Origin of the sequence: Thiomicrorhabdus sp. ZW0627 (assembly GCF_029767005.1) — a bacterium.
In the GTDB taxonomy this organism is placed as follows: domain Bacteria; phylum Pseudomonadota; class Gammaproteobacteria; order Thiomicrospirales; family Thiomicrospiraceae; genus Thiomicrorhabdus.
The window spans coordinates 79,677-96,190 of the sequence record NZ_JARUQR010000005.1; the positions used below are offsets into that span (position 1 = coordinate 79,677).

Consider the following 16,514-nt stretch of genomic DNA (forward strand, 5'->3'; position numbering starts at 1 on the left):
TTATAACTCCTTTTCATCAGAAGTGTCTGTATCTTTGAAACCCCGTTTCAGATACAGCAAATAGGTCAGGATCGGAATCAGCACCATTGAAACCAACGGCGCAGAGATCATGCCGCCAACCATCGGTGCGGCGATGCGCTGCATGACTTCCGCTCCGGTTCCGGTCGCGAACATGATCGGCAACAAACCAACCACAATCACGCTAACCGTCATCGCCTTAGGGCGTACACGACGCACCGCGCCGTACATGATTGCCGCTTTCAGATCCTCTGCGTTGTTGAAACGTCCCTCGGCCTTGGCCGCCTCAATCGCGTTCTTGAGGTAAATCAGCATGACCACCCCGAATTCGGCGGCTACACCGGCCAGAGCGATCATACCGACCGCCACTGCAATCGAAAAATGGAAGCCCAATGCCCAGACGAACCAGACAGAACCGAGCAGAGCAAACGGAATGACCAGCAGAATCATCAAAGCTTCAACCACGCTCTTGAAGATCAGATATAGAAGCACAAAGATAATCAGAATCGTCAAAGGCACGATTTCCGATAGTTTCTTCTGGGCTTTGAGCAGGTACTCATACTGCCCTGACCACTGGATACTGTAACCAGCCGGCAAGTCCACCTTCTCGGCCACTTTGTTGCGGGCACGTTCGACATAACCCGCCAAATCCGTACCCGGCTTCAGATCAACGAACGTCCAGCCGTTCAAACGGGCGTTTTCCGACTTGATAACCGGCGGCCCCATCCGTACCTTGACGTCTGCCACCATGCCCAACTGGATTTGAGCACCGGACGCGGTCACGATCGGCAAATCCTTCAAGGCCTCGACTGAATTGCGCCATGCCTGCGGATAACGAAGATTCAGACTATAGCGTTCACGTCCTTCGATGGTTTCCTGAAGCACTTGCCCACCCACCGCCGAAGCGACGATATTGGATAACTGCGCCATGCTCAGGTCGTAACGTGCGGCTTCAGTCCGTTTCGGCAGGATGTCGATATAGCGCCCACCTTCTGAACGATCCGAAAACGCCGACAGCGTTCCCGGCACCTGAGATACCACGGCTTCAATTCGCTCACCGATCTTCTCGATCTGCCCCAAATCATCGCCTGAAACTTTGATTCCGATCGGCGTCTTAATACCGGTGGAGAGCATATCGATTCGCGTTTTGATCGGTTGCACCCAAGCATTGGTCAATCCGGGAATAGAGACCGCACTGTTGAGTTCGTCGATCAGTTTAGGCAACGTCATGCCTTCACGCCATTCGGACTTGTCCTTCAACTGGATGGTGGTTTCGATCATCGTCAAAGGCGCCGGATCGGTTGCGGTATCGGCTCGACCGATCTTACCAAACACACTCTTCACTTCCGGAAAGCCTTTGATGATGCGGTCGGTTTCCTGCAACAGACCTTGGGCGGCACCAATCGACAGACCCGGTAAGGTTGTCGGCATATACAGCAGATCCCCTTCTTCAAGTTCCGGCATGAATTCCGAACCGGTCTGCTGCCACGGATAAATCACCGAGGCCAACATCAGTGCCGCTACAACGATGATGGTTTTAGGCCAATGCAACAGACCTCTCAATACCGGTTCATAAAGACGGATCAAAACGCGGTTTATCGGGTTCTTTGATTCATCCGGCAACTTGCCGCGGATGAAATACCCCATGAGTACCGGTACCAGACTGATCGCCAAACCGGCGGCCACGGCCATCGCCAATGTCTTGGTCAGCGCAAGCGGTGTGAACAGTCTTCCCGCCTGCTCCTGCAACGCAAAAATCGGCATGAAGCTCAAAGCGATGATCAACAAGGACAGGAACAGCGGCAAACCAACTTCCTGAGAGGATTTCAGAATCAACTGCCAATGCACCTTGCCTTGCGGTACTTCTCCGGTTTCATGACGATAGGCTTCGAGATGTTTGTGGGCGTTCTCGATCATGACGATCGCCGCATCCACCATGGTTCCGATGGCGATGGCTATCCCACCCAAACTCATGATATTGGCGCTGACGCCCATCTGTTCCATGACGAAAAAAGCACCCAGCACCCCCAAAGGCAATGACACAATCGCCACCAGAGCGGAACGCAGGTGTAGCAGGAACAACAATGAAACCAACGCCACCACAATCATCTCTTCAATCAATTTATGCTGAAGCGTTTCGACTGCGCGGCCAATCAAACCGGAACGGTCATAGACCTCAACCAGTTTTACGCCTTTCGGCAGGCCTGGTTTCAACTGTTCAATCTTCTCCTTAACCGCGTCGATCACCTTCTGGGCGTTTTCACCGGAACGCATCACCACGATTCCGCCGACCACTTCGCCATCGCCGTTCAGATCGGCAATACCACGACGTGGCTTACTCCCCAGTTTGACGCGGGCAATGTCTTTCAGCAGCAACGGCGTATTGGTCTCGGAGTTACGACCCACCGGAATCTTCTCCAAGTCGCTCAACTTGGTCACATAGCCTTTGACACCTACCATATACTCGGCTTCGGCCAATTCGATGACGGAGGCGCCCATTTCAACCGCGCTTTGACGAATAGCCGTTTGAACCTTTTCAAGCGGCAAATGGTAAGCACGCAGCTTCAGCGGATCAACTTCCACCTGATACTGTTTGACCATACCACCGACTGCGGCAACCTCCGAAACGCCGGGCACGGCCTGAAGTTCGAACTTGAGAAACCAGTCCTGCAAACTACGGAGTTGGGCGAGATCCAGTTTATGGGAACGATCCACCAGTGCATACTCATAAACCCAACCTACACCGGAGGCGTCCGGCCCAAGAATCGGCTGTACGCCGCTCGGTAGCTGCGCCTTGACCTGACTGAGATACTCCAGAACCCGAGAACGAGCCCAGTATGGATCGGTACCCTCTTCAAACAACACATACACGTATGAGTCGCCAAAGAAGGAATACCCCCGTACCGTCTTCGCCTTGGGCACCGACATCATCAGGTTTGAGATCGGATAGGTCACCTGATCTTCGACCAGTTGCGGGCTTTGTCCTGCGAACGGCGTCTTAATGATTACCTGGACGTCGGACAGATCGGGAATCGCATCCAGCGGTGTTTCCTGTACGGATTTCCAGCCGACAATCGCAATGATGGCACTGAAAATCAGTACAAGCACGCGATTGGCGATGGAAGCCGAAATTATCGATCGGATCATGTCGGCCTCCTAGTGCTGATGCTGTGACGGCATGGCAGACGATGCAGGAGAATCCGAGCCGTTTTGCGGCTTCTTGTTCATCAAACGTCGCAAATTAGCCTGTACCTGACTCTCGGAATCGATCAGGAACTGACCGGAAATGACGATCTCTTCCCCTTCCTTAATACCGGAAAGCACTTCGACAATACCTTGAGTCTGCATGCCGGTCACCACTTTCTTGACCTGGAAGCCGCCCTTGTCGTTCATGACGACGACCCGCTTGGTATCACCGTCATCGATCACGGCTTCCAGAGGAATCGCCAAAACATTTTTTCTAGGGCCGCCGTAAATGATGGTCTTCACCAACATGTTCGGTTTGAACAGCATCGATTCGTTTTTCAGAGGGATACGTACCTTAACCGCTTGAGTCACCGGATCGGCAGAGGGATACAGATAATCGATGTAACTTTCCCAGTGTTTACCCGGATAAGCCTGCGTGAGGACATCAACGGTCAAACCGTTTTTCAGCCAGGCCTGTTGACGTGGCAAGACTTCGGCTTCCACCCAGATATCGGACAAATCCGTCAAACTCATCAACTCGGTTTGAGGTTGAACGTACATACCTGTCTGAACCATCAGATCATTGACAACCCCAGTCTGCGGTGCATAAACCGGAATCTTATGAATCGGCTCACCCTGCTTGGCAATGCTTTTGATGGTCTGATCATCCAACCCCAGCAACTGCAGACGTATCTTGGCGGAATTGACCAAGGAATTGGCCTGAGCACCCAAACGTCGTTGGTTTTGAATCACCTGAAGGTAATCGTCCTGCGCAGATACGATTTCAGGCGAATAAATCCGGTAAAGAAGTTGACCTTTTTGAATGGCGTCACCATTGTTGCGTACAGTCAGATCACTGATCCAGCCCGAAGCACGAGGATGGATATGCACCACCTTGGTTTCGTCGGCCACCACCTTCCCGAAAGTAGGAATGTATTTCCAAAGCGTATGGGTTTCAGCTTTGGCGGTGCGAATCGAGAATTCCTGTTGCACCCCGGCATTACCACCAGAGGCCTGCCCATTCCCTTTCAGAGTGACTTCCGGCGCGGATTGTTCTTGAGAAAAACGCTGTTTGACCAGTTTCATCCCGCAAATTGGGCAAGTCCCTTCATGGTCTCGAACAATCTGAGGGTGCATAGGGCAAACGTATTTATAGACTCCGTCGTCTTCTCCCAACGTCGGAAGGTTGCCGTCCTTCTGTTGCGTATCGGCCGCATGAACGTAATGGCCGGATGAAGACAATAAAGCAATCGATAGAATCAGCCATGGTTGACGAATCATCATAAAATCCTTTTCGTAAATTCCGTTCGGACAACATCGGAGAATCCCGAAAAACCGCGTACGGAAATTGCATCAAATCACTATTCCAACGGAAAAACCGTCAGAGAAATCGAGAAAAGAAAATTAGACTAATCTAGGAGGTTGTTCTTCGCGAGGAAGATCAATAGAAACGAATTTGACTGAATCAGGATGATTCAATCGCGCCATAACTGGCTGAAAAGAAAGAACGAAGTCTTCTGAAAGACTGACCGAATAACTCAAAAAGTGGCATGTTAAGTTACCGCAATGACAATCATCACCGCACTGAGGGCAGCCCATGTTAGAGGCATGTGAATGGTCACAGCAAGCGTGGTCTGAAGATGCCACCTGATGATGAGACATCTCATGATGCATATCGTGATGAGACATTTTTTCATCACAGCACCCATGCTCGGCGTGCATAGTTGCAGCCGATGCGTCAGGTGTTTCCGATTCGGCAGCAAACGTTACTTGCAAATTGCCGAACAGAAAAACAAAAATGAGTGCTAGGTATGAAAATTTCATAAATTTGAGTTTAAATTAAACCGGAACCAAATACAAACAATTTTCAACAAGCTGAAAAAAACCGCTTTAAGCTATTCAATCTTAATGACTTTTCGCCATTGTCAATGCACTTTCAAAACTGCGGCATACCGACATGAATCCGGATTTGTGGCAGAACACAGCGTCATCCAAACCTGTAACCACCTTCAACTCCTCTTCACGCAACCCTCGGAAGCGTTCCGGAAGATGGTTTTCGTGTCCGTTGCAAAAAACACCGTATCCTTCCGGGCCTTTCGGGTACACCACGCGCGTGATGTCCGGGCGAGATCGGATGAAGTCTTTAAATGGCAGATTCTCTTCCAACACCAAAATGCCTTCATCGATATTTTCAGCGCATGCTTCAAGTTCCTGAACCACTTCCGCTTCTTTAATCGCGGCTGAAATGAAGTTTTCCATAATATTGGTGGTCAGCTCGATCGCTTGTTTGAACGCCGCGTCCTGCAACTCAACTTCATCGGTTGAAGAGACATTCATCATGCCAATCAACATCGACACCGAAGGACGTGGATCATCGACGAACATGCCGTTATCCACGGCATCAATGTCTTTGATGATTTTCTGATCCACCCACTCCAAGGCAAACTGCTGTTCGTAATCCCCTTCCAGCCCTTTCTTGGCAAGAATCTCCTTACCGAAATGTTCCCAAACCAAGCCGGCTGTGGCATAAGGCGTACCGTCTTCACGGGTACGGGTAAAACTGTTTTGGTGATGATCGAAACGCAAGGTCTCAGGATCGTATTCCGCTCCCACATCCAACACAATTTCTGCTTGATCAATGATCTCTTGATCCCTGGAACGAACAATTTCCTGCTCTCCAAGCATGAGAATCATCGAAATGGCAAAAACTTCGTCGGCATGAAAACGACCTGAGTGAGTAACTAACATCTAATATCCTTAATTCAAACTTTATTACATTCAATTTATGGGGGATATGTTAGTTCATTTCGACTATGAATTGAGGAGAATAAATGAAAGACTTCCTTATTCGGCACGAATAAACACCATCATAGAAGTTCAAAGGATGACTAAACGCTATGATTCTTTTTCATCTTTTTCAGATTTCACATCTGACCACAAGTTGAAGAAATAAAGAAGCAGCCCGAACCCCAGTACCCACCATCCTATTGACAGCAAAACATTGGATACATCTACAGCCATTTCCTTTTCGACAATGTCATGCACCCAATAAGGTGAATAGGCCATCGCAATTCCCAACAAGATCGTAATCGTCGCTGTCCGCTTTCTTACATTAGGATTGATTTGCGCAATAAATCCAATAAAACGTTTCACCACATTTTCACTCATTAAACTTGCCTCATACAAAATTCTGTTTGAATGAAAAAGTATAAAAGACAATTCAGCCAAATTGTCGCTTTATTAAATGTGGGGCGGACTATTTTTAGTGCTGGCTTATAAGAATGCCTAAATCATAGGTATTTAACTAGTGTGATAAACCTCTATTAGATATCAATGAATCAGACTTCAAACAGTGTCGATGCATGAAAGGCCTGACTTTCAATAGGCAACAGGACTGATTAAATCAAAGCTATCTACGAGACACATCTAAAAAATTATTTATCTTCTTTATCATCACTCCTAATTTTTTGCGCAACGCTATTTCCAGAAGCGAGTTTAGTCGCAATAGATGCAGCTTCCAGACCCGAAACGATATTACACTTTGAGTGATATAACAAAGCATCTGAAATTGCTCTATTTACCGGGTATTCGCTAAGATCTAATTTACGTTGATCATTTATTTGCAGCAAAAGACCTTCGCGCTGTTTGGTAATACCGGCCGAAATTACATTTACTGTTAAATTATTAAAATATGATTCGTTATAAAGACTTAAAACACCATTAGCGACCGTGCTTCCTGCGGAAAGTAATTGAGAAGCGGCGGCTGGGGTTGTAACACTAGCCGCGCCAGACAATAAAGTTGCAAAAGCACCCCACCCCATTTTCGACTGTGCCTTGGCAGTTGATAGCATTCTGATATATGCACCACAACGTTGATTTGAGGCTGCAATTAAACGATCCTGCAATTCATTCCTTAAATATCTATATTTCTGACTTTTAGATAAGTCTTCCGACACTAACTCAGGATCATTAAAACCATATTCCTTAAGCAAAGCTTTCATATCAATTAATTGATATTTTTGCGCTTCTAACTCACAGTCGTTACCCGTGCAATTTTCGGGCTTTTGGGCAGCAATTGCTCCAGCACCGCTCAATAGGTTCTTTTCTTCCGGTGCATAAATGTCTCTTAAGGTTGTACAACCTGACAAAAAGAATGGGATTAACATCAAGGAAAATAAAGGAAAAACACGTTTCATATTTCTACTCCTTATACAGTCATACTCAGATGACTTACCAAGAACGCACAAGGATTGAAATGCAAATGGTTAATTCATTCCCTGTAATTATGAAACGTCTTTGTCTCTTTTCGTCCAAATATAGCAAACCCTAAATAAATAGTAAAACTACTCACTTGATAATTTATATCGACAGCTTTGTAATTGTGAAAACGTGATCAAATGGATTGGACATAGATCGTAGATAAAACCGCTATGATAAGTGGCTTTAAGATTAGTTAATCTACATGAATAACGAATGGTAGCTTTCAAATTGCAACTTCCCCTATTATAAAAATGACAAGTTGCTATAAGAAGGTTATGTATAGAGAAGAAGATTTGTAGCGACTCGAATATATTTGATTTAGGATGTCTAACAGTAAATATGTGTAAAAGGGACGAAAAGTGCAAGTAGGAACATTGATACTGTTCTCAGGAAAAATGGGAGCCGGAAAATCAACTAAATCAAAGCAAGTGTCTCAAAAGCGAAATGCTGTTTTGATTTCTGAAGATGAATGGCTGTCAAAGCTTTACCCAAATCAAATCACTTCATTTGAAGATTACATTCGCTATTCATCCTTATTGAAACCTCTAATCAAATCACATGTTTTAGAAATATTAAAAACGGGTACAAATGTGGTTATGGATTTTCCTGCGAACACAGTAAATCAACGAAAGTGGTTTAAAGATCTGATTAATGAAGCCAATGCATCAAACGAACTCATCTATCTAAATGTAAGTAATGACGTTTGCTTGAAACAACTAGAGAAAAGACGTTTAGAACAGCCCGAAAGAGCAATCTTTGACACAGAAACAATGTTTATTGAAGTGAGCAAGTATTTTCAGGAACCTGATCAGAGTGAAGGATTTAATCTAAAAATTATAGAACAAAACACATAAAAATGCGTTTGAGTAGCACATTTTCCTAATTCAAGGATAGCTATATAGATTTTTCGATAAACAATAAAAAAGCCAGACCTCATTCACTCGTAAGTGTTTGAAAAATCTGGCTTAAGAATTTGGTAGCGGGGGCTGGATTTGAACCAACGACCTTCGGGTTATGAGCCCGACGAGCTACCAAGCTGCTCCACCCCGCGTCAATTTGTAGTTCGTAACGTTTCCGTTTCGATGGGGCGTATTATAGGGGGTTACAGAATTATTACAACCCCCAATTCCCGATAAACCTAAACTTTTTTGGTATCGAGGAACTTCTTAAGGTTATAACGGTAGATAAAGCCCGGAAAGGCGAAAATTACAAACATAAAGAAGGTAACAGTATAGAACTCCCAACCCTGCTCTTGAACGTGCCCCATGCTCTTGTTTTCTAACAAATAAGCCAAAATTCCTGTCAAGATAAAATACAACAGCCACTCCAACAAGTTAATTACGATGGATTTGTGCGGTACTTTGATGAACAGGAAAATACGATTGGCAAAAAGCCATGGAACGTTAGCCAAAACAATTGCGGTAACCAATAACAACCAAACGGACTGATCTAAACTCATAGGACTATCTCTTTGTATAAAAAAAGCCCGTCGTGACGGGCTTTTAATTATTGCATATATTGATTATTGAACGCCAATGCTTTGGTAGCTCAATTCAATCAACGACGATGGCATCAAACCTAGAACCAACAGCGCAATTGAAACCAGGCTAACTGCCCAGTTCAATTCCGAGCTTACTGGCGTCAATGGCGTTTCATCTTCAACCTTATCGAAGTAGATCGCCTTAACGACTCTCAGGTAGTAGAACGCACTGATTACAGCCGTGATAACCGCAATAACGGCAATCCAAATGAATCCGGCCTTAACCACTTCTTCAATAACAATCACTTTGGCGAAGAAACCGATAAACGGAGGAATACCCGCCATCGAGAACATTACGATCAACATCATGAACGCCAACCAAGGGTTACGAGCATTCAAGCCTTTAAAATCAGCAATCTTATCGAATTCGTTCCCAGTACGTGACAGGGCAATGATCATACCGAAACCAGCCACACCAGTGATTGCGTAGACGATGCTGTAGAACATGGCACTGGCGTAACCGTCCGGGTTGGCTGCCAAAACACCCAACAATAGGAAACCAACGTGACCGATACCGGAATAGGCAAGCATACGCTTAAGGTTTTCCTGAACGATGGCAACAAAAGCACTGACGATCATCGAAAGAACCGAAAGAATGATGATCAAGGTCTGCCAATCTGAAACGAGTCCTGGCATCCCTTCCGCCAACAAGCGGTAAAGGATTGCGAAACCGGCGATCTTAGGAGCTGTACCTAAATAAAGGGTAACCGCAGTTGGAGCACCGTGATAAACGTCCGGCATCCACATGTGGAAAGGAACCGCACCCAATTTGAACGCCAAACCGATTACGATGAATACCACACCGAATGATAGAACAACGGTATCCGCTTTCCCTGAATCGATGATCTTAGCGATTTCAGGCAAGGTGATCGAACCGGTTGCACCGTAAATCATTGAGAAACCGTACAACAGGATACCGGTCGCCAAAGCGCCCAATACGAAGTACTTCATTGCCGCTTCAACTGCCGCACCAGAATCACGACGCAACGCGATCATGGCGTACATGGAAAGCGACATGATTTCCAAACCAAGGTACAAAGTGATGAAGTTGTGCGCCGAAACCATGACGAACATACCCAACACACCAAACAGACCCAGAACGAAGTACTCGCCACTGAAGAATTTCTGCTGCAACAAATATTCTTTGGAGAACAGGAAGATTCCCAGCGACACCAGGATAATGAATAGTTTAAGGATATCGGCAAAACTATCACGCACGAAGCTTCCGTCAAACGTGATGACTTGAGTCGTGGCAAAGCTTGTCATGATGAAATAACCAGCCACCAATAAGCTGATTTGCGTCGCATAATACGTCGCAAACTGATAACGCTTAGACCAGATGGTATCAGCGACCAAAATAAAAGAAGCCATCGCCAGAAGAACCATTTCTGGTATTGCGGGTGCAAAAGCAGGTATTACAAAATTCATACTGTTAATTCACCTATATCCAATTAAAGTTTTGAAGTTGTTGCTTGAATAAGCAAGTTTTCAACAGAAGTATGCATCACTTCCATCAACGGCCCCGGGTATACACCCAAAACAACAACCGCAACGGCTAAGGTCGCCATAATGGCAAACTCGCGCTTGTTAAGGTCTTTTAAGTTTTCTACGTTTTCATTGGTAATCGGACCGAAGAATACACGCTTGACCATCCACAATGTATAAGCCGCACCGATGATCAGTGTCAACGCAGCAATCGCTCCGTACCATAGGTTCGCCTTGAACGAGCTCAAGATAACCATGAATTCACCAACGAAACCGGAAGTACCAGGTAGACCGACGTTCGCCATCGCAAACAATACCGCGAACATGACAAACCAAGGCATCTTGTTCACAACACCGCTGTACGCGGAGATTTCACGCGTATGCATACGGTCGTAAAGTACACCGATCGCCAAGAACATCGCACCGGAGATGAAACCGTGGGAAACCATCTGAACCATGGCCCCTTCCATACCCAACTGGGCACCTTGAAGAGTTCCGGTATTCTGAAGAATGTCGTACAGCACGAACATACCAAGCGTCACGAAGCCCATGTGGGAGATCGACGAGTAAGCAACCAGCTTCTTCATATCACTCTGTACAAGAGCGATAACACCGATATAAACGATTGCGATCAGAGACAATGCGATAACCAACCAATCCAATTGCATAGACGCATCCGGCGTAATTGGAAGGCTGAAACGCACAAAACCGTAACCACCCATCTTGAGCATAATCGCCGCCAGTACGACAGAACCGGCTGTAGGTGCTTCAACGTGTGCATCCGGCAACCAAGTGTGTACCGGGAACATCGGAATCTTAACCGCAAACGCGATCAGGAACGCAAGGAAGATCAAAGTCTGAGCTGTCATTCCCAAATGCATCGTGTGCATATCTAGGATAGAAAAGCTGCCTGACTGGTAGTACATATACAGGAAGCTCACCAGCATAAATACGGAACCGAAGAACGTATACAGGAAGAACTTCAAAGTAGCGTAAACACGACGAGGCCCACCCCACTTACCGATAACGATAAACATCGGAATCAGCAACGCTTCCCAGAACACGTAGAACAAAATCGAATCCAATGCAACAAATACACCGGTCATCATCCCACCCATGATCAGGAAGGCACCCATGTACTGTTCAACACGCTCTTTGATTACGTCCCAAGCAGATGCGATGACCAAAACCTGAGTGAATGTGGTCAACAATACCAACGGCATTGAAAGACCGTCCACACCCAAGTGATAGTAGATGTTGAATGACGGAATCCAACTAACTTTTTCAACAAATTGCATTGAGGCAGTTGTTGTGTCAAAACCGAACCATAGCGGTAACGACAAAACAAACGTCAACATGGCTGTACCCAAAGATAGCCACTTGGCGGCAGAAGCATTATTACGGCCTGCAAAAAGAACCAACAGGCCACCGATGATCGGCAGCCAAATTAGAGTACTTAATATAGGATAGCTTGATAACATGTAGTCTATTCCCTTCTCTTATTCTTCTTCTAAATTACCAAAGTACCCATACCAGCATCGCTAGCAGGCCGAAAATCATCACAAACGCATAGTGGTACATATACCCCGTTTGTGTTTCACGTAAACTCTTGGCGGAATTCAGAATCGCGTAGCAGGTATTCATTACAACACCGCTATCGATCAGCTTGATATCCACCGACTTGGTGAAGAACTCACCAAGCTTACGAGTTCCGTTAACAAATACGATTTCATTCAAACGATCGAATCCGTAGGCGTTATCCAACACGTAGTAACCGCGTGGACACATCGACTTCAACTTCCCTGGAATATCAGGACGTTTAACATATAGGACCCACGCCAACAACACACCGGACAAAGCCAAAATGACAGGCAGAGTGATGAATGAATGCAGGATCATGTTCAGCACACCGTGGAAGTAATTGTTGTAAACCGCCATCATGGTGTCGTTTTCAGCCATAACAAAGACCGAGTCACCGAAATATGTACCGTTCAACATCGGTTCAATCATAGGCAGACCCATCAACACCGCAGGAATCGACAACAAGATTAGAGGTAGTGTCACAACCCATGGAGACTCTTTCAGCTCATGAGTACGGACGTATTCACTCTCTTCACCATGGAACACAATAAAGAACATGCGGAAGCTATAGAAAGCGGTTACAAATACACCGGCCATCAATAACACGTATGCGAACATCGCGCCGTAACGGTCACTCTCTCCCAACGCCAGCAGGATGCTGTCTTTTGAGAAGAATCCTGAGAAACCAGGGAAACCGATCAAGGCCAAAGAACCGATCAACATTGCAATATAGGTGATCGGCATGTATTTCTTAAGACCACCCATGTCGCGGATATCCTGCTTGTGGTGCATCGCGATGATGACAGAACCGGCCGCAAGAAACAACAAAGCCTTGAAGAACGCATGGGTCAATACATGGAACATGCCTGCCGCGTAAGCCGAAGCACCCAACGCCGCAGTCATATAACCCAACTGAGATAGTGTCGAATAAGCAACTACGCGCTTGATGTCATTCTGGATCAAGCCCAACAGTCCCATCATGAATGCAGTCAAGGCACCCACGATCAATACAACACTCAATGCCGTTTCAGACAATTCAAATGCAGGAGACAAACGAGCTACCATGAAGATACCCGCAGTTACCATTGTCGCAGCGTGGATCAATGCAGAAATCGGAGTAGGACCTTCCATCGACTCAGGAAGCCAGACGTGAAGCGGCATCTGAGCCGATTTACCCATGGCACCGACAAACAACAAGATCAGCATCAAAGTGATCATAGACCATTCGACACCTGGAACGATTTCGATCATCACATCGCGCTGGGATGTCAGCTGAGCAAAAAACTCTTGATAATCCATGGTATTGAAATAGACGAATACCATTGCAATACCCAGGATGAAACCGAAGTCACCGACACGGTTAACCAAGAATGCTTTCAAGTTAGCTTGAATCGCGGATTCACGCTTCATGTAGAAACCGATCAATAGGTAAGAAACAAGACCTACCGCTTCCCAACCGAAAAACAGTTGCAGGAAGTTATTCGCCATAACCAATGAAAGCATCGAGAATGTGAACAGCGAGATGTAACTGAAGAAGCGTTGGTAATAAGGGTTGTGGTGATCATAATCTTCGTCGTGATCCATATAACCAATGGTATAGATATGAACCATCAAGGAAACGAAAGTCACCACCAACATCATAGTTGCAGACAGTTCGTCGATCATATAACCGATCTCGAAACGGACACCGTCCGTCACCATCCAGGTATACAAGCTGGCGTTGTAAGGTTCACTACCTTCCAATACGAACAGCATAAAGACATAGAAAGAAAGAACAGTTGAAATCGCCACACCGATAATCGTTGCAGTATGCGCCCCTTTGCGCCCGACCTGTCGACCGAATAAACCGGCAATCATTGAGCCGAATAACGGCGACAATAAAATAACGGTAAGAATAAAGTGTAACATCTACAACTACCCCTTCAGTGATCCAAGATCATCAACATTGATGCTCTTACGGTTACGGAACACCAGAACAATAATGGCCAAACCGATCGCTGCTTCCGCCGCAGCAACCGTAAGGATAAAGAATACAAAAATCTGTCCAGTTACATCGTTCAAGTAAGACGAAAACGCGACAAGGTTTGTATTAACCGCCAACAACAGCAACTCGATCGACATCAAAAGAATAATGATGTTCTTACGATTCAGGAAAATCCCGGCCATACTCATCGTGAAAAGAATGGCGCTAAAAATTAGGTAATCCGATAAAGCAATCACTTGCTCTCCTCCTCTTTTTCCGGCAGATCCTTCTCGACCACCGCTTCCATCTTCACCATTCTCAGACGGTCTGAAGCTTGTGTTTTAACCTGCTTATCAATGTTTTGATAAAGCACTTCTTTAGGCGCACGACGACGTATCGTCAATGCGATGGCGGCAACGATCCCCACTAGAAGTAGGACGGCCGCCAATACAAACGCGTAAGCGTGCGTAGTGTAAAGAGGAACGGCGATTGCAGCTGTGTTGCTGTAATCAGGCCCGTGAACAACCGGTGCACCAGTTACTTCCAAACCAAAGTGTGCTGGTCCAAGAACCATGTACATCATGCCGAAAGTAGCGATTGCAGCAATGGCCCCTAATGACAAGTAACGCGTGAAACCTTCCTTAAGCTTAGCCAGGTTGATGTCCAGCATCATGACCACGAATAGGAAGAGAACCATAACGGCACCGACATAAACCAAAATCAATACCAGACCTAGGAATTCGGCCTGAGCCATGATCCACACGCCAGCCGTTGAAATAAACGCCAATACCAACCATAAAGCGGCTTTAACCGGGTTTCTAACCGTAATCACCATAAAACCAGAGACGACGGCCATCGCAGCAAGTACATAAAAAATAAATTGCTCAAATGTCATGTTGAATTCTCTTTAATTAACGATATTTAGCGTCTGCAGCGCGGTCCGCAGCAATCTGTTGTTCATGCTTGTCACCAAAGGCCAACAACTTGTCTTTGGTCATGATATGAGGGCCGCGCTCCTGGAATTCATATTCAAAAACACGTGTTTCGACGATTGCATCAACTGGACAGGCCTCTTCACAGAAACCACAGTAAATACACTTAAACATATCAATATCGTATTGGGTCGTTCTACGCGAACCGTCTTCTCGTTCTTCCGACTCGATGGTAATCGCATTGGCAGGACAAACCGCTTCACACAACTTACAGGCGATACAACGCTCTTCACCGTTTTCATAACGGCGTAATGCGTGATGCCCTCTAAAACGAGGAGAAAGCGGAGTCTTCTCTTCCGGATAACGAACCGTAATTTTCTTCTTAAAAAGGTATTTTCCGGTTAACGCAAGGCCTTTGAAGAGTTCTGTCAACCCAAAGGTCTTAACTTGATGTCTGATGAATTTAACCATTTTTACCTCTAATTAATTAAACCAAGGACCGAATTTGAAGTACTGCATTGCACCAACAACGAATACCCAAACGATAGTCACAGGAATTAACACTTTCCACCCTAGACGCATTAACTGGTCATAACGGTATCTTGGGAAAGTGGCACGAAGCCATAGGAAAACAAACAATAAGAAACTTACCTTAAAGGCCAACCAACCGAAGGCAGGTACCCATGCAAACAGAGTTTCCAGAACTGGAATGCCTTCAAACGGCGATAACCAACCACCTAGGAACATAATTGCGGTCATGAATGAGATCAGGATCATCATGGCGTATTCGGCCAACATGAAGACACCGAACGTCATACCCGAATATTCAACGTGGAAACCAGCAACGATTTCAGCTTCCCCTTCGACGATATCAAACGGCGTACGGTTGGTTTCAGCCAAACCGGAAAGGAAGTAAACAACGAACATTGGCAACAACGGCAATAGATACCAGTTCAAGATACCACCTTGCTGACCTGCTACGATTTCAGACAAGTTCATACTTCCGGCAATCATCAATACGGTTACCAACGCGAAGCCCATTGCGATTTCGTAAGAAATCTTCTGTGCAGAACCACGCAAAGCACCCAAGAATGCGTACTTAGAGTTGGAAGCCCAACCTGCAATAATGGTTCCGTAAACTAAAATCGACGATACCGCAAGGATATACAAAATACCGGCGTTGATATCGGAGACCACCACTTCCGGTGAGAACGGTATAACCGCCCATACTGCAACCGCTGGTGCGATAGACAACACCGGTGCAACAATGAATAGGAACTTATTAGACTGACGAGGGAAAATCACCTCTTTTGTCATCAGCTTGATCGCATCCGCAATCGGCTGGAACCAACCACCCGGGCCGACACGGTTAGGTCCCATACGAACCTGCATGTAACCGATAACTTTACGCTCAGCGTATGTCAACAGCATAACCGTGATCATAATTGGCAGAATAACGACCAATGCTTGAATAACCAAGGTAATAACAATAGCCAACCAATCGAATAAGAAGGTAGATAAAAAGGCTTGGATCGCATCAAACATCTAG

At 45.9% G+C, this 16,514-nt stretch carries 14 protein-coding genes and 1 tRNA gene; 1 reads left to right on the forward strand and 14 read right to left on the reverse strand.

The window, feature by feature from the left end; genetic code table 11:
* The 5 genes from QCB45_RS09995 to QCB45_RS10015 form a co-directional block, all read right to left on the reverse strand.
* A complete protein-coding gene (locus QCB45_RS09995) occupies positions 1-3,165 on the reverse strand; it encodes a CusA/CzcA family heavy metal efflux RND transporter (protein WP_279420836.1) in 3,165 nt (1,054 codons plus the stop codon).
* Between the two features lie 9 nt (positions 3,166-3,174).
* The gene (locus QCB45_RS10000; protein WP_279420838.1) at positions 3,175-4,485 is read right to left on the reverse strand and encodes an efflux RND transporter periplasmic adaptor subunit; all 1,311 of its coding nucleotides are present in this window, start codon (positions 4,483-4,485) and stop codon (positions 3,175-3,177) included.
* A gap of 624 nt (positions 4,486-5,109) precedes the next feature.
* The gene (locus tag QCB45_RS10005; RefSeq protein WP_279420839.1) at positions 5,110-5,952 is read right to left on the reverse strand and encodes an MYG1 family protein; all 843 of its coding nucleotides are present in this window, start codon (positions 5,950-5,952) and stop codon (positions 5,110-5,112) included.
* 147 nt (positions 5,953-6,099) lie between these two features.
* On the reverse strand, positions 6,100-6,372 hold the full coding sequence (locus QCB45_RS10010) for a hypothetical protein (RefSeq protein ID WP_279420840.1): 273 nt from the start codon (positions 6,370-6,372) through the stop codon (positions 6,100-6,102).
* Positions 6,373-6,638: 266 nt separating this feature from the next.
* Positions 6,639-7,400 (reverse strand): hypothetical protein, encoded by a 762-nt coding sequence (locus QCB45_RS10015; RefSeq protein ID WP_279420841.1) that lies wholly within the window; start codon positions 7,398-7,400, stop codon positions 6,639-6,641.
* Between the two features lie 423 nt (positions 7,401-7,823).
* Between QCB45_RS10015 and QCB45_RS10020 the strand changes: the two genes are divergently transcribed.
* Positions 7,824-8,318, forward strand: coding sequence for an ATP-binding protein (locus QCB45_RS10020; RefSeq protein WP_279420842.1), 495 nt, complete (start codon positions 7,824-7,826; stop codon positions 8,316-8,318).
* 120 nt (positions 8,319-8,438) lie between these two features.
* On the opposite strand, the gene QCB45_RS10025 is transcribed toward QCB45_RS10020, so the two are convergent.
* The 9 genes from QCB45_RS10025 to nuoH form a co-directional block, all read right to left on the reverse strand.
* A tRNA-Met gene (locus QCB45_RS10025) sits at positions 8,439-8,515 on the reverse strand.
* A gap of 87 nt (positions 8,516-8,602) precedes the next feature.
* Positions 8,603-8,923: a DUF2818 family protein gene (locus tag QCB45_RS10030; protein WP_279420843.1), complete on the reverse strand. Its 321-nt coding sequence runs from the start codon at positions 8,921-8,923 to the stop codon at positions 8,603-8,605.
* A gap of 63 nt (positions 8,924-8,986) precedes the next feature.
* Positions 8,987-10,432: an NADH-quinone oxidoreductase subunit NuoN gene (gene nuoN, locus QCB45_RS10035; protein WP_279420844.1), complete on the reverse strand. Its 1,446-nt coding sequence runs from the start codon at positions 10,430-10,432 to the stop codon at positions 8,987-8,989.
* Between the two features lie 23 nt (positions 10,433-10,455).
* Positions 10,456-11,970 carry an NADH-quinone oxidoreductase subunit M gene (locus QCB45_RS10040; protein ID WP_279420845.1) on the reverse strand — a complete coding sequence of 505 codons (1,515 nt, stop codon included), beginning with the start codon at positions 11,968-11,970 and terminating at the stop codon, positions 10,456-10,458.
* A gap of 34 nt (positions 11,971-12,004) precedes the next feature.
* On the reverse strand, positions 12,005-13,978 hold the full coding sequence (gene nuoL / locus QCB45_RS10045; RefSeq protein WP_279420846.1) for an NADH-quinone oxidoreductase subunit L: 1,974 nt from the start codon (positions 13,976-13,978) through the stop codon (positions 12,005-12,007).
* 6 nt (positions 13,979-13,984) lie between these two features.
* Positions 13,985-14,290 carry an NADH-quinone oxidoreductase subunit NuoK gene (gene nuoK, locus QCB45_RS10050; RefSeq protein WP_279420847.1) on the reverse strand — a complete coding sequence of 102 codons (306 nt, stop codon included), beginning with the start codon at positions 14,288-14,290 and terminating at the stop codon, positions 13,985-13,987.
* Positions 14,287-14,928, reverse strand: a complete 642-nt coding sequence (locus QCB45_RS10055; RefSeq protein ID WP_279420848.1) for an NADH-quinone oxidoreductase subunit J — start codon at positions 14,926-14,928, stop codon at positions 14,287-14,289. Before QCB45_RS10055 ends, nuoK begins: the two co-directional genes overlap by 4 nt.
* A gap of 16 nt (positions 14,929-14,944) precedes the next feature.
* A complete protein-coding gene (nuoI, locus tag QCB45_RS10060; RefSeq protein ID WP_279420849.1) occupies positions 14,945-15,436 on the reverse strand; it encodes an NADH-quinone oxidoreductase subunit NuoI in 492 nt (163 codons plus the stop codon).
* 12 nt (positions 15,437-15,448) lie between these two features.
* Positions 15,449-16,510 carry an NADH-quinone oxidoreductase subunit NuoH gene (gene nuoH, locus QCB45_RS10065; protein ID WP_279420850.1) on the reverse strand — a complete coding sequence of 354 codons (1,062 nt, stop codon included), beginning with the start codon at positions 16,508-16,510 and terminating at the stop codon, positions 15,449-15,451.
* Positions 16,511-16,514 lie beyond the last annotated feature (4 nt).